Origin of the sequence: Streptomyces sp. MnatMP-M17 (assembly GCF_900091995.1) — a bacterium.
Taxonomy (GTDB): Bacteria; Actinomycetota; Actinomycetes; order Streptomycetales; family Streptomycetaceae; genus Streptomyces.
Map to the genome: position 1 here is coordinate 1 of NZ_FMDK01000367.1, position 17331 is coordinate 17331.

Annotated in this window: 13 protein-coding genes and 4 pseudogenes; 10 read left to right on the forward strand and 7 right to left on the reverse strand. The window is 68.1% G+C overall.

Annotation, left to right across the window (positions count from 1 at the left end):
* Together GA0115259_RS40360 and GA0115259_RS17095 are read left to right on the forward strand one after the other, a co-directional pair.
* A pseudogene (locus tag GA0115259_RS40360) lies at positions 1-1197 on the forward strand (ABC transporter permease); the annotation flags it as partial.
* The gene (locus GA0115259_RS17095) at positions 1194-2219 is read left to right on the forward strand and encodes an ATP-binding cassette domain-containing protein (protein ID WP_093597454.1); all 1026 of its coding nucleotides are present in this window, start codon (positions 1194-1196) and stop codon (positions 2217-2219) included. The pseudogene GA0115259_RS40360 and the gene GA0115259_RS17095, both read left to right, overlap by 4 nt.
* Positions 2220-2353: 134 nt before the next feature.
* Here the strand turns inward: GA0115259_RS17095 and GA0115259_RS17100 are convergent, their stop codons facing one another.
* A complete protein-coding gene (locus tag GA0115259_RS17100; protein ID WP_093597457.1) occupies positions 2354-3565 on the reverse strand; it encodes a site-2 protease family protein in 1212 nt (403 codons plus the stop codon).
* Between the two features lie 366 nt (positions 3566-3931).
* Here GA0115259_RS17100 and GA0115259_RS17105 point away from each other — a divergent pair, with 366 nt between their 5' ends.
* Together GA0115259_RS17105 and GA0115259_RS39615 are read left to right on the forward strand one after the other, a co-directional pair.
* The gene (locus tag GA0115259_RS17105) at positions 3932-5083 is read left to right on the forward strand and encodes a magnesium and cobalt transport protein CorA (protein ID WP_093597461.1); all 1152 of its coding nucleotides are present in this window, start codon (positions 3932-3934) and stop codon (positions 5081-5083) included.
* 250 nt (positions 5084-5333) lie between these two features.
* Positions 5334-5885, forward strand: coding sequence for a hypothetical protein (locus tag GA0115259_RS39615; RefSeq protein WP_141716599.1), 552 nt, complete (start codon positions 5334-5336; stop codon positions 5883-5885).
* Between the two features lie 170 nt (positions 5886-6055).
* Here GA0115259_RS39615 and GA0115259_RS17115 read toward each other — a convergent pair whose 3' ends face one another.
* The 4 genes from GA0115259_RS17115 to GA0115259_RS17130 form a co-directional block, all read right to left on the reverse strand.
* Complete coding sequence (locus GA0115259_RS17115) at positions 6056-6703, reverse strand: TetR/AcrR family transcriptional regulator (RefSeq protein WP_093597482.1); 648 nt, start codon at positions 6701-6703, stop codon at positions 6056-6058.
* A 2-nt stretch (positions 6704-6705) separates the two neighbouring features.
* Complete coding sequence (locus GA0115259_RS39620; protein ID WP_141716600.1) at positions 6706-6900, reverse strand: hypothetical protein; 195 nt, start codon at positions 6898-6900, stop codon at positions 6706-6708.
* A 406-nt stretch (positions 6901-7306) separates the two neighbouring features.
* The gene (locus tag GA0115259_RS17125; protein ID WP_093597467.1) at positions 7307-8194 is read right to left on the reverse strand and encodes an ATP-grasp domain-containing protein; all 888 of its coding nucleotides are present in this window, start codon (positions 8192-8194) and stop codon (positions 7307-7309) included.
* Between the two features lie 73 nt (positions 8195-8267).
* Entirely contained in the window at positions 8268-9398 is a 1131-nt protein-coding gene (locus GA0115259_RS17130; RefSeq protein WP_256098027.1) for an ROK family protein, read from the reverse strand.
* Between the two features lie 22 nt (positions 9399-9420).
* Between GA0115259_RS17130 and GA0115259_RS17135 the strand changes: the two genes are divergently transcribed.
* The 6 genes and pseudogenes from GA0115259_RS17135 (at position 9421) to GA0115259_RS17160 (ending at position 15459) form a co-directional block, all read left to right on the forward strand.
* Positions 9421-10293, forward strand: a complete 873-nt coding sequence (locus tag GA0115259_RS17135) for a substrate-binding domain-containing protein (RefSeq protein WP_256098029.1) — start codon at positions 9421-9423, stop codon at positions 10291-10293.
* Complete coding sequence (locus tag GA0115259_RS17140) at positions 10290-11303, forward strand: ABC transporter permease (protein ID WP_256098028.1); 1014 nt, start codon at positions 10290-10292, stop codon at positions 11301-11303. The genes GA0115259_RS17135 and GA0115259_RS17140 overlap by 4 nt, the downstream gene beginning before the upstream one ends.
* Positions 11300-12157, forward strand: a pseudogene (locus tag GA0115259_RS17145) (ATP-binding cassette domain-containing protein). The gene GA0115259_RS17140 and the pseudogene GA0115259_RS17145 overlap by 4 nt, the downstream one beginning before the upstream one ends.
* Positions 12158-12264: 107 nt before the next feature.
* Positions 12265-12948 (forward strand): nucleoside/nucleotide kinase family protein, encoded by a 684-nt coding sequence (locus GA0115259_RS17150; RefSeq protein WP_093597488.1) that lies wholly within the window; start codon positions 12265-12267, stop codon positions 12946-12948.
* Positions 12949-13022: 74 nt separating this feature from the next.
* A pseudogene (locus tag GA0115259_RS17155) lies at positions 13023-13553 on the forward strand (SDR family NAD(P)-dependent oxidoreductase); the annotation flags it as partial.
* Between the two features lie 91 nt (positions 13554-13644).
* A complete protein-coding gene (locus GA0115259_RS17160; RefSeq protein WP_093597476.1) occupies positions 13645-15459 on the forward strand; it encodes a transketolase family protein in 1815 nt (604 codons plus the stop codon).
* 122 nt (positions 15460-15581) lie between these two features.
* Here the strand turns inward: GA0115259_RS17160 and GA0115259_RS17165 are convergent.
* Together GA0115259_RS17165 and GA0115259_RS17170 are read right to left on the reverse strand one after the other, a co-directional pair.
* A pseudogene (locus tag GA0115259_RS17165) lies at positions 15582-15823 on the reverse strand (SDR family NAD(P)-dependent oxidoreductase); the annotation flags it as partial.
* A 118-nt stretch (positions 15824-15941) separates the two neighbouring features.
* A complete protein-coding gene (locus GA0115259_RS17170; RefSeq protein ID WP_093597479.1) occupies positions 15942-17171 on the reverse strand; it encodes an NAD(P)/FAD-dependent oxidoreductase in 1230 nt (409 codons plus the stop codon).
* Positions 17172-17331: the final 160 nt, after the last annotated feature.

Here is a 17331-nt window from a genome sequence, read left to right on the forward strand (position 1 = left end):
GCGCTGACGACGGCGGCGTTCGGCGGTTCCGTGCTGTCGGGCATCGCGGACGCGCGCGACCGGGCCGCGCTGCTGGCCGTCGGCGCGGACGCGCGGATCTCCACCCCGAACGACACCGTGCCGCTGCCGCCGGGCGCGGAGCGGTCGGTGCGCCAGGTGGAGGGCGTACGGGACGTGACTCCGGTACGGATCGACTTGGTGGCGGACGCGGCCCCGGCGGCCGGGACTGAGGCCGCGACCGGGTCCGGAGCCGGAGCCGGGTCCACTACCGGAGCCGCGTCCGCGCTGGAGAAGCCGGTCACCCTGATCGGGGTCGAGCCCGACGCGTACACCCGGCTGGCCCAGCAGATGGACCTCGGGCCGTTTCCGGCCGGTGTGCTGAAGGCGCGTGGTCAGGGCGGGGTACTGAACGCGGTGGCGTCCCCCGCCACCGCCGAGCGGCTGGGCACCGCGCCGCGCCGGATCCTCTCCTCGGCGGGCGAGATCACCGTACGGATCACCACGGTCCGGTCCCACACCCCGGCCGCTCCGCGCTCCGACTTCCTGCTGGTGGACAGCGCGGCCCTGACGGCGGCGAATCCGACGACGCTGCTGGTCACGGGCGAGCGGCTGGACGGTGAAGAGCTGCGCGCGGCGACCAGGCGCGCCCAGGCCCCGCAGACTGCTGGTCAGAGTGAGGGCGGGTCCCCGGATCCGGAGGTGAGCCTGTTGAGCGAGGAGCGGGCGGCGTTCACCGCGTCGCCGCTCCAGTCGGGCGCCGAGCGGATCTACGCCGTCGCCGTCCTGGCCGGCGCGGCCTACGCGGTCATCGCCCTCCTCCTCTCCCTCCTTCACGCCGCGCCCGAACGCACCGCCCTGCTGACCCGGTTGCGCACCATGGGCCTCACCACCCCTCAGGGCCGTCTGCTGCTGGGCCTGGAGGCGCTGCCACAGGCGCTGCTCGCCGCCGGGGGCGGCATCCTCGTCGGCTGGGCCACCATCCGCCTGCTGGCCCCGGGCATCGACCTGGCCCAGCTCGCCGTGGCCTCCGCGTCCGCGTCCGTGGTGGGCGATGTATCGCTGAGTACGGACGTGTGGTCGCTGGCGCTGCCGGCGGGCGGTGTGCTGGTACTGGCGGGAGCGGTGGCCGCCGGGCAGGCATGGTGGGCGGGCAGACGCGGATCGATCACCGAGCTGAGAGCGGGAGACACACGATGACGAGCCCGACACCGAACCACACTCCCACCCTCACCGACCTGGAACGGCAGGCGACAGCACACCGGAATCGCCCTTCCTACGGGCACGACGCGCTGATCACCTGCGACCGGCTGGTCCGGGTCTTCACCACGGACGGGGTGGAGGTGCAGGCCCTCCAAGGGCTCGATCTCACGGTCCAGGAGGGCGAGTTGATGGCCCTGGTCGGCGCGTCCGGCAGCGGGAAGTCGACGCTGATGAACATCCTCGCGGGCCTGGACGTGCCCACGGCCGGCGCGGCCAGGGTCGCGGGCCGCGATCTGCTCGCGATGGACGCGAAGGTCCGGCTGGACTACCGCCGTGAGGTGGTCGGTTTCGTCTGGCAGCAGACGGCCCGCAATCTCCTGCCTTATCTGACGGCCAGTCAGAACATAGCGCTCCCGATGCAGCTGAGAGGCCGAGGCGGTCCACAAGGCGCGAAGCAGCCGAGCTCCCTACGCCCTTCGCGCTCCACTCGATCGTCGAGGGCGAAGGGCGAGCGGGCGAAGGAACTGCTGGCGATGCTGGACGTCGCCGACTGCGCCGACCGGCGTCCGCACCAGCTCTCCGGAGGCCAGCAGCAGCGTGTCGCGATCGCCGTGGCCCTGGCCAACTCTCCGTCCGTACTGCTCGCCGACGAACCGACCGGCGAGCTGGACTCGGCGACGGGCGAGCAGGTCTTCGCGGCGTTCCGCCGGGCCAACGAGGAGCTGGGGACGACGATCGTGATCGTCACGCACGACCAGGCGGTCGAGGACGAGGTCCGCCGTACGGTCGCGATCCGCGACGGCCGTACCTCGTCCGAGGTCCTGCGGCGTACGGAGATCGACGCGGAGGGCCAGGAGTCGGTGGTGGCCCGGGAGTACGCGATGCTGGACCGGGCCGGGCGGCTCCAGCTGCCCTCGGAGTACACGGCGGCGCTCGGCATGGAGCAGCGGGTGATGCTGGAGCTGGAACAGGACCACATCGAGGTATGGCCGGACGGCGCGGACGGGGCGACGCGCTGATGGCGTATGGCCGCCATGTCGGTCACCCAAAGTGACAACGGCGGCACCCGTGGGAATGCCCAGCACATGACGCGAACCGCACTCACCTCACCGCAAGCCACCCACCTCACCACAAGGCCTGGAGACGGCCATGCTCATCGACGGTCCCTCCAGTCGACCCGGTGTTGCTTCGCGGCGATCAGGCGGGAGACCGTGCGGCTGATGTCGGAGGAGGAGACGATGCCGAGGAGTCTGTGGTCGTCCAGTACCAGGACCCGGTTCTCGGCGCCGGGACGCATACGCGGGAGCAGGTCCGCCAGAGGATCGTCCGGCCCTGCGGTGGTGATGTCCGTCAGTGGCAGCATCACGTCCCTGACGGTCAGGGACTCCCGTTGGTCCTCCGGTGTGTGGCGCGCGCGTTCCAGGGTGATCAGTCCCGCCGCGTCACCCGCGCCACCAGCCTCGCCCGTCATGCCCGCCTTGGCCGTCACACCCACCTCGCCCGCCTCACCCGTCACCACCGGGAATGCCGAGTACCGGTAGCGGTAACGCGAGTCGGCGAGGAACTGCGCCACGGTCAGCGCGGCCGGCACGGTGACCGGATCCGGTGTCATGGCATGCCGTACGGGAACGCCGGAGAGGACGCTTCTCATCTGCGCCTCCCGGCCTTCCGCGGTGGCGGCCGTGATCAGGAACCAACCGATCAGCGCGAGCCAGAGGCCGTCGAAGGCACGGGTCGCGATGAACAGGACGAAGCCCGCCGCCACCAGCAGCCAGCCGAAGACACGCCCGGCAGCGGTGGCTCCGGCCGTGGCCCGCAACCGGTCGCCCGTACGCCACCACAACAGGGCCCGCAGCAGACGCCCGCCGTCCAGCGGCGCGGCCGGGATGGAGTTGAAGACGGCGAGGAGAACGTTGATGGCCGCCAGCCAGGCCGATGCCTCCACGATCAGCCGCGGAGCGTCCCCGATGAGGAGGAGCCATGTGCACAGCGTGAACAGACCACCGAGCACAAGGCTCACCAGTGGGCCGACACCGGCGATACGAAGCTCAGCGCCCGGATCGGACGCCTCCGACCTGAGCCGTGCCACACCGCCGAGCAGCCACAGGACGATGTCGTCGACCTGTACGCCGTTGCGCCGGGCGACGATGGCATGGGCGAGTTCGTGAGCGAGGAGCGAGACGAAGAAGAGGAGGGAGGTGACCAGTGCGGCCACCCAGTACAGCCCTACCGCGTGACCTGGATAGACCTGCGGGAAACGGCCTTCCGCCAGGCCCAGTGTAATGAGTACGAAGATGACCAGGACGCTCCAGTGGACCCCGATCCGGACTCCGGCGATCCGTCCCAGCGAGAATGTCGCCCGCACTGCGTTCTCCCTCTGTCAGTTGTGATCACCGCTCTGTCCGTTGTGGTCATCGCTGTGCGGGCACCGGCACCGTGAGCCACGCCGACGGGCACTTTCCCACCAGTCAACGACGCCGGACTTCAGGGCGCCACTCCGGGCACCAGCCCGCCCGTGACGACTCCGTCCGAGCCCTCCACCGCCGGCCCTCGGCAGCCGTCGGCGGCCGTCGCCCCACTGCGGCCCGGCGGGTATAGCCTGCTCAGAGGCTCCGTCCCTCGCGTACCGAAAGGGAGGTGAGACCACGATGAGTGGTGAACCTCCCAGTCGCACCCCGTGGGACGCCGCGCCAACCGGGCTGTAGAGGTTCCGCCTGTAGAGGATTCCGTCATGTCCGAGCGTCGTCTGCGTGCCCTGCGCCCGTTCAAGAAGCCGGCCAAACGCCCTGCCGAGCCCGGCCCCGCCGCCGCCGTCGGCGAGCCGGGAACGCCCGCACCGGCCGAGGAGCCGTCGCCGCGTGGAAGCAGTGTGATCGCCGCCGCCATCTACCGGGACGGCTTCCGTACCCACACGTACGACTCGCTCGCCGAGACCTTCCAGAAGCTCCGCGAGACGGACGGCGGCATGGCGTGGATCGGCCTGCACCGGCCGAGCGAGGCCGAGCTGCTGTCCGTCGCCGAAGAGTTCGATCTGCACCCACTCGCGGTCGAGGACGCGTTGGAGGCACACCAGCGGCCCAAACTGGAGCGCTACGGAGACACCCTGTTCGTGGTGCTGCGTGCCGCCCGGTATCTGGACGATGCCGAAGAAGTCGACTTCGGCGAACTGCACGTCTTCGTCGGACCCGATTTCGTGATCACGGTCCGCCATGGAGCCGCTCCGGACCTGGCCTCGGTCCGCCGCCGTATGGAGGACACCCCGGATCTGCTCAAGCGCGGCCCCGAAGCCGTGCTGTACGCGATCCTCGACGCGGCCGTCGACGGCTACGCGCCGGTGGTGGCCGGCGTGGAGAACGATGTCGACGAGATCGAGACCGAGGTCTTCAGCGGCGACCCTACGGTGTCCCGCCGCATCTACGAACTCTCGCGGGAAGTGGTGGAGTTCCAGCGCGCCACCCGCCCGCTGACGAGAATCCTGGAAGGCCTGACCGCGGGATTCGAGAAGTACGGCATCGACGAGGAACTCCGCCGCTATCTGCGCGATGTCGCCGACCACGCCACCCATGTCACCGAACGCGTCGACGGCTTCCGGCTGGCGCTGCAAGACATCCTCGCCGTCAACGCCACCCTCGTCACCCAGCAGCAGAACGAGGAGATGAGGCTGCTGGCACGCGCCAGCCACGCACAGAACGAGGAGCTCAAGAAGATCTCCGCCTGGGCGGCGATCCTGTTCGCCCCGACCTTGGTGGGCACGGTATACGGCATGAACTTCAAGCACATGCCCGAGCTCGGCTGGCTCCTCGGGTATCCCTTCGCCCTGGCGCTGATGGGCATCGTCTGCGTCGGGCTGTATATGGTCTTCAAGCGCCGGGGCTGGCTCTGAACACACCGCGGGACGGCACGTATAAGAAGCAGCGAGGACGGCACGATACGGAGTGGCTCCACTTGTCGGCCCGCATACGGACGTGCCCGGTCGGGAAAGGGAAGTTTTCCGGCAGTGGAAAGTTTATGGAACGGCTGACTTTTTCACGGTTGATGTCGGATTGCGTACCGAAATTGAAACGTCGATCCGGACAGCTCTCGTTGTGCCGCATACCGCTGCTACGGTGATATGACCTGAGGGGGGTTGAGAGATGACTACCTACATGTCACAGCCACGCCGGAAAAAGAGTCTCCGGCGGAGAACCATCGAGGGCGTCGCCGTATTGGCCGCTCTGTTCGGTCTGCTCATCCTGGCTCGTATGCTGCTTACTCCGTGGGACTTTCCCCTGCCTGGCAAGCCTCAGCTGACCGGTTACTGGCAAGGAGAGGTGTCCTATACGGCGGATGACAAAAGGCGATTGATGCTCCATCTGGTCCGGGACGAAAACTGCTCCATGGCCTGCGATGTCACAGGCGAGGTCAAAATCTGCGGAGCCGAAAAGGACACGAGCGGCGACTTCGCAGGAGATGTGCACAACTGGCGCGGCAGTCGCTTCTCACTGAATCTCTACCTTCCGACACGCAAGGCAGATATCAATATGCGGAAACTCGACGGCGAATGGGAGGGCGATGTGGTCAGGATGCGTTCCAAGGTCGACGTCATTGACGCCGATGGCGCATGGAGCTCGAATCGCCAAATACCGGATCCGCCGATGTTCGAGATGCGACGCGCCAGTGAGACGGTTTTCGAAGCCGCGTGCTGATCGGCGTGGGCACCTCGGCCGGCTGTCGCTCGGCCATGCGCGGTGTTGACGGGTCTGTTTGGACCTGGATCTTCGCGTCGAACTGGTCGGTCCAGAAGTACGGCACCGGCGTATAGGCCCGGCTGGCGCCGAGGATGTTCGCCGCGACGACCTGGGGGTTGCCACCCGTATCAAGGGCGCGAGACCGGAGCCAGCCACAGCCCCACCAGCGCGTCGATCAGACCCGTCGCGGCATCGCGCCAGCTCGACCGTGGCGTAGGCGTGCCCTGGGCCAGCGCGCGTTCCCGCTCGGCGCACATATGCACCATCAACTGGCGGGCCATGTCGGTGCGTTCGGCGTGCACTTCGGGCGGCAACTCCGGGAGGCACCGGTCGAGCCCATGACGGATCTGCTGGAGCGAGGACGCGCTCAGCGATTCCTGGACCATGATTTCGCGCAGCGCCGGATCGGTCATCACCTGCGCGCCGAACCGCGCGTACCACGTCGGACTGCGCAGAGCATCCAGATGCTCGGTCACCGGACGCACCAGACACGCCATCCAGTCCCGCACATCCGTGGAACCACCGATCTCGTTCACCATCCGCAGGCGCAGCCGCTCTATCGGCTCGGAATGTCTTCGTGCGATCGCCCGCACAAGATCCGCTTTCGTACCGAAGTGATAGCCGACAGCGGCGTTGTTGCCCTGCCCCGCGGCTTCACTGACTTGACGGTTGGAAACAGCGAACACCCCGTGCTCGGCGAACAGCCGCTCCGCCGTCGCAAGGATCAGCTCCCGCGTCGCGTCACCGCGCTCCGCCCGTACCACCCTGCCCGACACCGTCACCACCACCGCACATCTTTCTCGAAGACGACCTTGAGCACACAATCAGTTAACTGCCCTTGCTGAAGTAAAGCAAGCGACTGACTTAACCGACCCTCGCTCCACCGGCAGTGGGCGAACACCGGCAGCGCGAGCTCTCCCGTGGTGTGTTCCGGCACGATCCGGTGATGCGTTCCCTCATCGGCATCTGGCACGCGGTCATGCTGGACGACTTACTGATGCAGGCACTGCGCGAGATCAACCTCCAGCGCGCTGGTGCGGCGGCACCTGGCCGACTCCCTTGTCGTCAAGGCGTTCAACAACATCGCCTACCCACACCTGGCGCAGCGAGCCCAACACCCCGGTCTACGTTCAGCCGTACTTCCCGGCGCGGCCCACGGGGATGTCTCAGGAAGAGTCGTACAGCTGGTTCCTGAACACTCCCGGAATCCCGGTGGCCGCGGACCGGGTGAAGGAACTGGCCGATGCGGCCGTCCAAAGCTCCACAGCTGAATGGACAGCTGAATAGACAGCCGAACGGGCAGACGAACGGGCAGACGAGACGAACAGGCCAGACGTATCCCGCCGCTTCGGAGCCACCGTCGGGCCTTCGCGCCGACGCTATGAGCCGACCAGCAACGCGGCGAACTCGCCCCGGTCGCTTACTTGATGCAGATCGCTGACCTGGCCGTCACCGACCTCGATGACACGCCACACCCCGTCCGAGCGCAGCGCTACATCCGTTGTGACGAAACGGCACCCAAGACGCCGTACCGCCGAGCCGATGCGATCGAGTTCGGGTACCAACTCGCTCTCGAACGCGCTGTCCGGATGGCGCGTCAGCAGCCGTGGCTCGCCGTCCAGCCACCAGATCCGCGTCTCGGCCCCGACCGACCTGACCGATCCGGATTCCGCGAACGTCTCGTAGGCCCGGAGGACGACGCCTCCGGTCAGAGACTCCTCCTGCAACTCCACGAAACGCCGCACCACCCGTGCGAGCCCCGCCTCATCGGCGAGATCCGGGATGAAACACGCCTCGTCCCACTCGTGCTTGCGCGACTTGACATAGTCCTTGACGATCCCCGGGCCGGGCGGCAAGCGCTTGGCGAGCACGGCGAGATCCTCCATGGTCAAAACCTCTCGCGGGCCGGCGGGACGCCATACGCTCGCGGGCGTGACCTCGGCGAATGCCGGATACCAGTCCGGCAATTCGTGCGCCGTCCGATACTGCTCCGGCGTGACGAGCAATTCGCACCCTCGTCGGCCCAGGGCCTCGGCCAACGCGGCGTAACCGTCGCTCGGCACCATCCAGCCCCGATACCAGACGCCGCCCAGCCCGTCGGAAACCCGGGCAACCGCCTGCTCCGCATCGCCATGCAGCAGTGCGTCATGGTCGATCAGCGCGACCGTCCCACCGCGTGCACGGACTTCCCGCGCTTCAAGCCCGAAGTGCTCATCCACCCGTCGCGGGTTCAACGGATCACAGCAGTACAGAACGGCAGCCGACATGGCCGACACGCTACGGAACCGCTCCGCCGTCGAGCCAGCGGTTTCTCCACTCAACAGGCCGATGGGCCAAGCGTTACGCGACGGGAGCCGCGAACGGAGAGCCGCCCGCGGCGAGTGTGGCATCGAGTGTGGCGGGATGCAGGACATGGTCGCGGACGAGATACGCGGCGCCCGCGATACCGGCGCGGTTCTTGTACTTGGTGGGTACGATCCGCAACTGGCGCGTGGCAAGCGGCAGCGAGCGCTGGTAGATGACCTCGCGCACGCCCGCCAGCAGATGGTCGCCGGTGGTTCCGAGCATGCCTCCGAGAACGATGACATTGGGATTGAGCAGGCTGGTCGCATAGGCCACCGCCCCGCCGAGCACCCGCCCGGCGGCCCTCAGCCTGGCGACCGCCTCGCCGTCCCCGCGCCGGATCTGCGCCACGACATCGCGCGCGTCATGGCTGCCCTGCTGACGGCTGCGCAGATCGCGGGCGAGGGCCCAGCCGCCGATGAGTGATTCGAGACAGCCCAGGTTCCCGCATCGGCACTGCGGATCGCCGAAGCCGTTGATACGGACATGCCCGATGTCACCGGCCGCTCCCTGGGCACCGCGGTTGATGCTGCCGTCGATGACCATTCCGCTGCCGACACCGGTACCGGCCTTGATGTAGAGCAGATGCCGCTGGTCGTGCCAGAACCGTCGGTGTTCGGCGAGAGTGAGCAGATTGACGTCGTTGTCGATCAGGATCGGAACCTGCCAGGTCCGGCTCAGATGCCCACGGATGTCGTAACCTTCCCAGCCCGACATGATCGACCAGCCGAGCACCCGGCCGGCCTCGTAGTCGACGGGCGCGGGCAGGCCCAGTCCGATGCCCGCCACCGGCTTATGGCTCAGTTCGGCCTCGGCGATCATCTCGCGCACCGTCGCGGTGATCTTGTCGAGCAGGCTGTCCGGGCCCTCTCCGACGGCGAGCGACTCGACGCGGTCGGCGAGGACATGGGTGTTGAGATCGGTGATCGCGATCCGCGTTCGCTCCTCGCCCACATCGACACTGATCAACAGGCCCGCGGAGTCATTGAGTTGCAGCGCCCGGGACGGCCGGCCGCGTGACGGCACGTGCGTATCGCCCTCCCGGATCAGGTCCGCGGCGAAGAGCGCGTCGAGCCGCTGCCCAACTGTCGACCCCGGTGGCACCGGCGGTTCCGACGGAGCCGTCACACTCGGGATCGTCGAACTCAACCTGAGCAACCCGTTCTTCGGCACCTTGGAGAAGGCGACCGAGTCCGCCGCCAAGGCGAAGGGCTGGAAGGTCATGAAGGCCGAGGCCAAGACTCCTGGTGACTCGGCGACACAGGTGACCGCGGTCGAGAACATGATCAACAACAAGGTCAAGGCGATCGTCCTCAACCCGGCCAACCCGACCGCGCTCGTGGATGTGGTGAAGAAGGCCAGGGACAAGGGCATTCTCGTGGTGACGGTCAATACGAACCTCACGCCGATCGACGCCGCGGACGGCACCTTCGCCACGGACAATGTCGCCGCCGGAAAGCTCATCGGCCAGTGGGCCGCGGCCTCGGCTCCGAGCAGTCCTCGTATAGGAATGCTGGACTTCGACCTGTCCGACGGTGCGGCCGGCGGCCGGCACAACGGCTTTCTCGAAGGCTACGGAACAGACGTCAAGTCCCCGCTCGTGGCAGGCACCGCGCTTACCAAGGGCACCGTCGACACGGGCCAGTCCGCGATGGAGAACCTGCTGTCGGCCCATCCGGACATCAACACCGTCTACACCATCAACGAGCCCACGGCGCACGGCGCGTACACGGCGATCAAGAACAAGGGCCTGGCCGGCAAGGTCAGTCTGGTCTCGGTCGACGGAGCGTGCACCGGTGTCGAGGACGTGAAGGCCGGCATCATCGGTGCCACCGCGATGCAGTTCCCGAGCAGGATGGGCCAGCAGGCCGTCGAAGCCGTCGCCGCCTACCTCAAGGACGGCACCAAGCCCAAGTCCGGGCTGACCGACACGGGCACCGTCCTCATCACCGACAAGCCGGTGGCCGGTGTCGAGTCCCAGACCTCGGCATGGGGCTTGGAGAACTACTGGGGTACGAAGTGACACAAACCGTAACACGCGAGGCGGATGCGGCGGCCCTCGAACCGGGAGTTGAGCGCACCGGCGCCCTCCGTGCCCTCGCGACGCATCAGATCGCCGGGCCGCTCGCGGCCCTGGTCGTCGCGATCATTGTCTTCACCGCCTCGACCAGCACATTCTTCACCACCGGCAATCTGTCCCTGATCGCCCAGCAGTCCGTGGTGGTCGGCACACTGGCGCTCGGACAGACCCTGATCATCCTCACCTCGGGCATCGATCTGGCCAACGGCGCGATCATGGTGCTCGGATCCGTGGTCATCGGGCACCTGGCCGCCGACGGCAATCCCCTGGTCGCTCTGCTGGTGGGACTGCTGGTCTGCGTGGTGGTCGGCGCGGTCAACGGCGTACTGATCTCGCTCCTCGATCTGCCGCCGTTCATCGTCACACTCGGCGTTCTGTCGGTCATGACCGCCGCCGCCCGGCTCTACACGGCATCGGAGAGCTATCCGATCGACTCCGGTCTTCTCACCTCGCTGAACCTCGGCCCGACGGTCGGCGGTGTGACGATCACCTATGGAGTCATGCTGTGGATCGGGCTGACCGCCGTACTGGGCTACGCCCTCACCCAGACCTCGTGGGGTGTACGGGTCTATGCCGTGGGCGACAACCAGAAGGCCGCCGAGCTGTCCGGCATCAAGGTCAAGCGCCTGCTGTTCGGTGTCTATGTGATCGCGGCGGTCATCTACGTTTTCGCCGCCTGGCAGGCTCTCGGACGCACACCGACGGCCGACCCGAGCGGCTACTCGACCGCGAACCTCGGCAGCATCACGGCCGTCGTCATCGGCGACACCAGTCTGTTCGGCGGCCGTGGCGGAGTCATCGGTACGTTCATCGGCGCGCTCATCGTGACGGTGCTCCAGAACGGGCTCACCCAGGCCGGTATCGACTCCCTCTACCAGCAGGTCGCCACCGGTGTTCTGGTGGTCATCGCCGTGGGTGTCGACCGTCTCGTACGAAGGAGGCAGTCACGATGACTCAATCCCAGTCCGGCTCCCTTCCCCCTGTGCTGGAGGCGCGCGGCCTCACCAAGCACTACGCACACGTCGTGGCCATGGACGACTGCGACTTCGATCTGCGGCCGGGCGAGATCCTCGCCGTCATCGGTGACAACGGCGCGGGTAAGTCGACATTGATCAAGTCGCTGACGGGAGCCGTCATCCCGGACGCCGGTACGTTGCGGCTCAACGGAGAAGCCGTTCAGTGCCGCAGCCCGCTCGACGCCCGCGACGCGGGCATCGAGACCGTGTACCAGGAGTTGGGCGTGGCGCCCGCGCTGGACATCTCGCAGAATCTGTACCTCGGCCGGGAGCGGCGCCGGGCCGGGATACTCGGCACCGTGTTCCGGTAGTTGGACAAGGGCGCCATGCGACGTGGCTCGGCCCGGCAGATGGCCGACCTCGGCATCCGTATCCAATCCATCCGGCAGAAGGTCGAGACTCTGTCGGGCGGGCAGCGGCAGGCCGTCGCCGTCGCGCGCGTCGCCGCCTGGGCAACCCGGGTGGTGATCATGGACGAGCCGACGGCCGCGCTGGGCGTCCGTGAGACGAACCAGGTCCTCGATCTCATCCTCCGTGTGCGCGACAACGGCTTGCCCGTTGTCCTCATCAGCCACAATATGCCCAATGTGTTCCAGGTCGCGGACCGGATCCATATCCATCGGCTGGGACGCCGTGTCGCTCTCGTCGAGACGAAATCGACCTCCATGGAAGAAGCCGTCGCCGTGATGACCGGCGCCAAGTCGCCCGACACGCTGGAGCGACTCGATGCCGCCACGCACCAGCCGAACGACGAGACAGAGTCGGCGTCGCTCGCGAAAGAGGAACAGTGAACAACCCCGAAGCCGTCAGCAGTTCCGAGCAGCCGCACGGGACCACGGGCCCTGAGCGGACGCGCGGGACCACCGGCTCCGAGCAAGCGCCGTCCGGGATCGACGTTGTGGACTTCGACGCGCTGGTCGCGTCGGCCCGAGCTCTGATCACTCCCGGCCGGCGACGCGTTCTCGGGATCACGGGCGCGCCCGGTTCCGGCAAGTCCACGCTCGCCGAAACGATCGTGACCGCGCTGGGAGACCAGGCCGTACTCGTCGGGCTCGACGGCTTCCATCTGTCCAACTCCGAGCTGCACCGCCTGGGACGGCACGCCCGCAAGGGCGCCGCCGACACATTCGACGCCGCCGGCTATGTCAATCTCCTGCGCAGACTCCGCGCCCGCGAGGACGAGACCGTCTACACCTCGTTCTTCGACCGGAGCCTGGAGGAGTCCATCTCCTGCGCCGTGCCGGTCCCGCGCGAGGTGCCTCTGATCATCACCGAAGGCAACTACCTGCTGGTCGAGGGATCCGACTGGGGACCGGTACGGACGTTCCTCGACGAATGCTGGTACGTCGACCCGGGCGACGGCGTACGCCTGGAGCGGCTGATCGCCCGGCACATGGCCTTCGGGCGCTCCGCCGAAGAGGCCCGAGAACGCTCGTACGGCTCCGACCAGCGCAACGCACAACTCATCGAAGGAACACGTGCCCGGGCCGACCGGATCGTCCGCGTTCCCACGGTGGAGTCCCTGAAATCACTGAAATCCCTGGAATCCCTGCCCGTACCGGCCGAGGAGGAAGTCGTATGAGCGTCCTGGATCTGTTCCGTCTCGACGGCAAGGTCGCCCTCGTCACCGGAGGAAACCGCTGAATCGGCAAGGCCATCGCCACCGCGCTGGCCGAGGCGGGTGCGTCGGTGGCGATCGCCGGCCGGGACGAGGCACGCAACAGGGAAGCCGTGGCCGAACTGACCGGCCTCGGTGGCGCCGTGATCTCGACACGGACCGATGTCACCCGGCGCCCGGATCTCATCGCCATGCGCGACCAGGTCACCGAGCGGCTCGGCCCGATAGACATTCTGATCAACAACGCGGGGATCGGTATCCACGGTGAGTCGCTGACCATTGACGACGACGGCTGGGACCGTGTCATGGCCACCAATCTCGACGCGGTCTGGAAGGCCAGTCAGGTGATCGGCGAGTCCATGGTCGAGCGCGGCACGGGTTCGATCGTCAACGTCGGCTCCATGTCCGGCATGATCATCAACCGTCCGCAGTGGCACGCGCCGTACGCCGTCTCCAAGGCGGGAGTTCACCATCTCACCCGGTCCCTCGCCGCCGAGTGGGCGCCCAGGTCGGTACGCGTCAACGCGATCGCGCCCGGTTACACCAAGACCGAGATCTCCGACATCGACCTGCCCGAGTACCGGCACTACTGGATCGACGAAGTGCCCATGCAGCGTTACGCGCAGGCTCACACTGGACGACCTGCGCGCGTACCGGAAGATGGGCAGCCGCACTCCCGCCCATCCCGAGTGGGGCCATACACCGGGAGTGGAGACCACGACCGGGCCTCTCGGCCAGGGCATCGCGACCGCGGTCGGCATGGCGATGGGAGCCCGTCGCGAACGCGGTCTCCTCGATCCCGACGCACCGGCCGGAGCCAGTCCGTTCGACCACCGGATCTTCGTCCTCTGCTCCGACGGTGACATACAGGAGGGCGTCAGCGCCGAAGCCGGTTCCTTCGCCGGGCATCAGCGGCTGGGCAATCTCGTCGTGGTCCATGACGACAACCGCATCTCCATCGAGGGCAGCACCGCGCTCGCCACGAGCGAGGATGTGGCGGCCCGATACGCCGCCTACGGATGGCATGTCCAGCATGTCGGCCTGTCGCCGAGCGGTGACATCGACATCCCTGCACTCTCAAGGGCGTTGGAGGAGGCGACCGTCGAGACGGCCCGCCCGTCGATCATCCTGATGCGCAGCATCATCTCCTGGCCCGTCCCCGGTGCACAGAACACTCCGAAGTCCCATGGCGCCGAAGCGGTGCGCGCCGGGAAGGCCGTTCTCGGTGTGGATCCGGATGCCACATTCGAGGTGTCGGCGGAGGCGTATGGGCGGGCCACCGCGGCGGCGCGCGAAGCCGGATCCTCCGCTCACCGCGCCTGGACCACGGCTTTCCGCACCTGGGAGAGCGCGCACCCGGACGGACGCGAGTTGCTGCGCCGGCTCAAGGACAGGCGGGTCCCGTCCGGTTTCGACAGCGCCCGTCCGACGTTCGACGCCGACGCCGGTGTGCCGATGGCCACTCGTAAAGCCTTCGGCGCGGCGCTGAAGGCCGCGGCGAAGGAACTGCCCGAACTGTGGGGCGGATCCGCGGACCTCGGGGACTCCAACAACACCACCGTCGACGCCACTTCGTCGTTCCTGCCGGCCTCCAGCGCGCAGCCCGGCGCCGATCCGGCCGGCCGGACGGTCCACCGGGGCATCCGCGAGCACTTCATGGCCGCGGCCATGAACGGCATCGCGCTCTCCGGTCTCAGCCGTCCCTACGGCGGCACCTTTCTGGTGTTCAGCGATTACATGCGTCCGGCCGTGCGGCTCGCGGCGCTGATGAAACTGCCCACGCTTTACGTCTGGACGCACGACTCCATCGGTCTCGGCGAGGACGGCCCGACCCACCAGCCGGTCGAACACCTCGCCTCCCTGCGGGCGATCCCGGGCCTCGACGTGGTGCGGCCCGCCGACGCCAACGAAACGGCCGTCACACTCTGGAAGGTCCTCCGCGAACCGGGCAGGCCCACCGGATTCAGCCTCAGCAGACAGGATCTGACGGTCTTCCCGGACAGCACCGACGGGCACGGCTCGGCCGCCGACGCCGTGTACGGCGGATACGTACGCTACGAGGCGCCGGCCCAGGACTCCTCCACCGGTCCGGCGGATCCGGACGTCGTCATCATCGCCACCGGGTCCGAGGTGCAGATCGCGGTCGCCGCGGCGCGCGATCTCGCCGACGACGGCATCCGGGCACGTGTCGTCTCGATGCCCTGCCGTGAATGGTTCGACGCACAGGACGCCGCGTACCGCGACCGGATCATCCCGCCGACCGTGCGCCGCCGTATCTCGGTGGAAGCGGGAATCAGCCAGAGCTGGCACGACCTGATCGGCCTCGACGGCCGGTCGATCGGCGTTCAGGACTTCGGAGCCTCGGCCTCGGCCGCCGAACTGTACGACCACTTCGGCATCACGCCCGACGCCGTCGCGTCAACAGCCCGGGAACTGGTGGGAGTCCGGCCCGGCCGCCGCCCGGTCTCTCCGTAGATACGGCTGCCTGATGAACGCGAACGCAACGCGTACCTCCTACGACGTGGATGGACCGGCGCTCGGGCCGAACCGGTGCTTCATGAACGAGCCGGACCAGGCCATCAGGTCGGCGGGCACGTAGCACCGGCCTGCGTGGCCACGTCGTTGGTGTCGGCGACGGCCTCGCCGCCGGCGGTGGCGATCTCCTCGACGACCGACTGCGCGGGTCCGGTGTCGGAGCCATCGCCCTCCATCGATCCGCCAGGGTCGTTGACGACGACCTTCGCGCCTCGCTCCGCCGACAGGCGGGCATGGGCCCGGCCGATGCCGCGGCCCGCGCCGGTGACGACCGCGACGCGTCTTCGAAGCTGAACTCGCTCATGTATGAATCCTGTTGTGCTGCTCGTAGTGCCCGTCCCGGTCGAGCCCGCCACGCACTGCCCTGCCGCGACACACTTGTCCTCGTCGACGACAACCTTCATGGGATCTCTCCTGATCGTTCACTGGGTGGAAGCCGGGGTGGAGGCGGACGCGGAGGTGTGAGTGTGAGTGGAGGTCACGACCAGGCCGTCGACAACCTCCTGACGGCGCAGCCGGGTCTGCTTGGGCATGTTCCAGCCGAGAACACCCGTCACCACGCCGTCGGTGTGGAAACGGGCGACAAAGCGCCGGGCCGACACATCGCCCTCGACCACCTCGACCTCGGCACCGGCCGGCAGGAAACCATGCACCTGGAGCTTCACGTCGAACTGGTCGGTCCAGAAGTACGGCACCGGAGCGTACGGCCTGTCCTCGCCGCAGATGGTTCCGGCGACCGCCAAGGCCTGCTCGGTGGCGTTCGTCCGGTTCTCCAGGCGGATCAGACGGTCGAGTCCCTCATGGTGCCAGCGGGCCACGTCGCCGACCGCGTAGATCCCTTCCGCCGCCCGGCACCGGGCGTCGCACACCACGCCGTTGTCGAGCCGGAGGCCGCTGTCCGCCAGCCACTCCGTCGCCGGGGACGCGCCGATCGCGACCACCACCGCGTCGGCCGGCAGTGTCTCGCCCGTGCCCAGCCGTACGCCGGCGACCCTGCCGCCGCCGTCTCCGCCCAGCCCCACGACTCCCTCGCCCAGCCGGAGCCGTACGCCGCGCTCCCGGTGCAGGTCCGCGAGCAGTCCGGAGACGAGCGGGCCGACCTGGAGCGCCATCGGCGCCGCCAGCGGTCCGGCCAAGGTCACGTCCAGGCCCAGCGTCCGCGCGGTGGCCGCGATCTCGGAGCCGAGGACACCCTCGCCCACGACCACCAGCCGGGAGCTCGCCAGCAGATCCTCGCGCAGGGCCAGCGCGTGGTCGAGCGTACGCAGCACATGCACACCGGTCAGATCTTCCTGTCCGGGCAGCGCCCGTGCCCGTACGCCCGTGGCGATCACGACCGCGTCCGCCCGCAGGACACGTCCGGACTCGGTACGTACGGTCCGGGCGGCCGTGTCGAGCGCGACCGCCGGGTCGCCGAGCACGAACTCGGCGTCCAGGCCGGACAGAACGTCCTGCGTCCGCAGCACGGCCCTGGCCGGCTCCCAGGCGCCGGAAAGAACCTGCTTGGACAGCGGAGGCCGGTCGTACGGAGCGTGCGGCTCGTCGCCGAGCACCGTGATCGCGCCCTCGTATCCCTTGCGCCGCAGTGCTTCGACGGTGGCCAGCCCGGACGCGGAAGCGCCCACGACCAGCACGCTCGCCGGGGCCGTCATGAGGACACCTCGTGGGGCCCGGTCGTGCTGGTGATATCACCCTCGGTCCTCATACGCGACTCCATTGCTTCCGTTGTTGCGTTGGCGCTCCGTCGGTCCGGGACATCGTTCGGGACGGCGAGTGTCCGGGACGATGGGTGTCCGGAACGGCGGTGCGGGG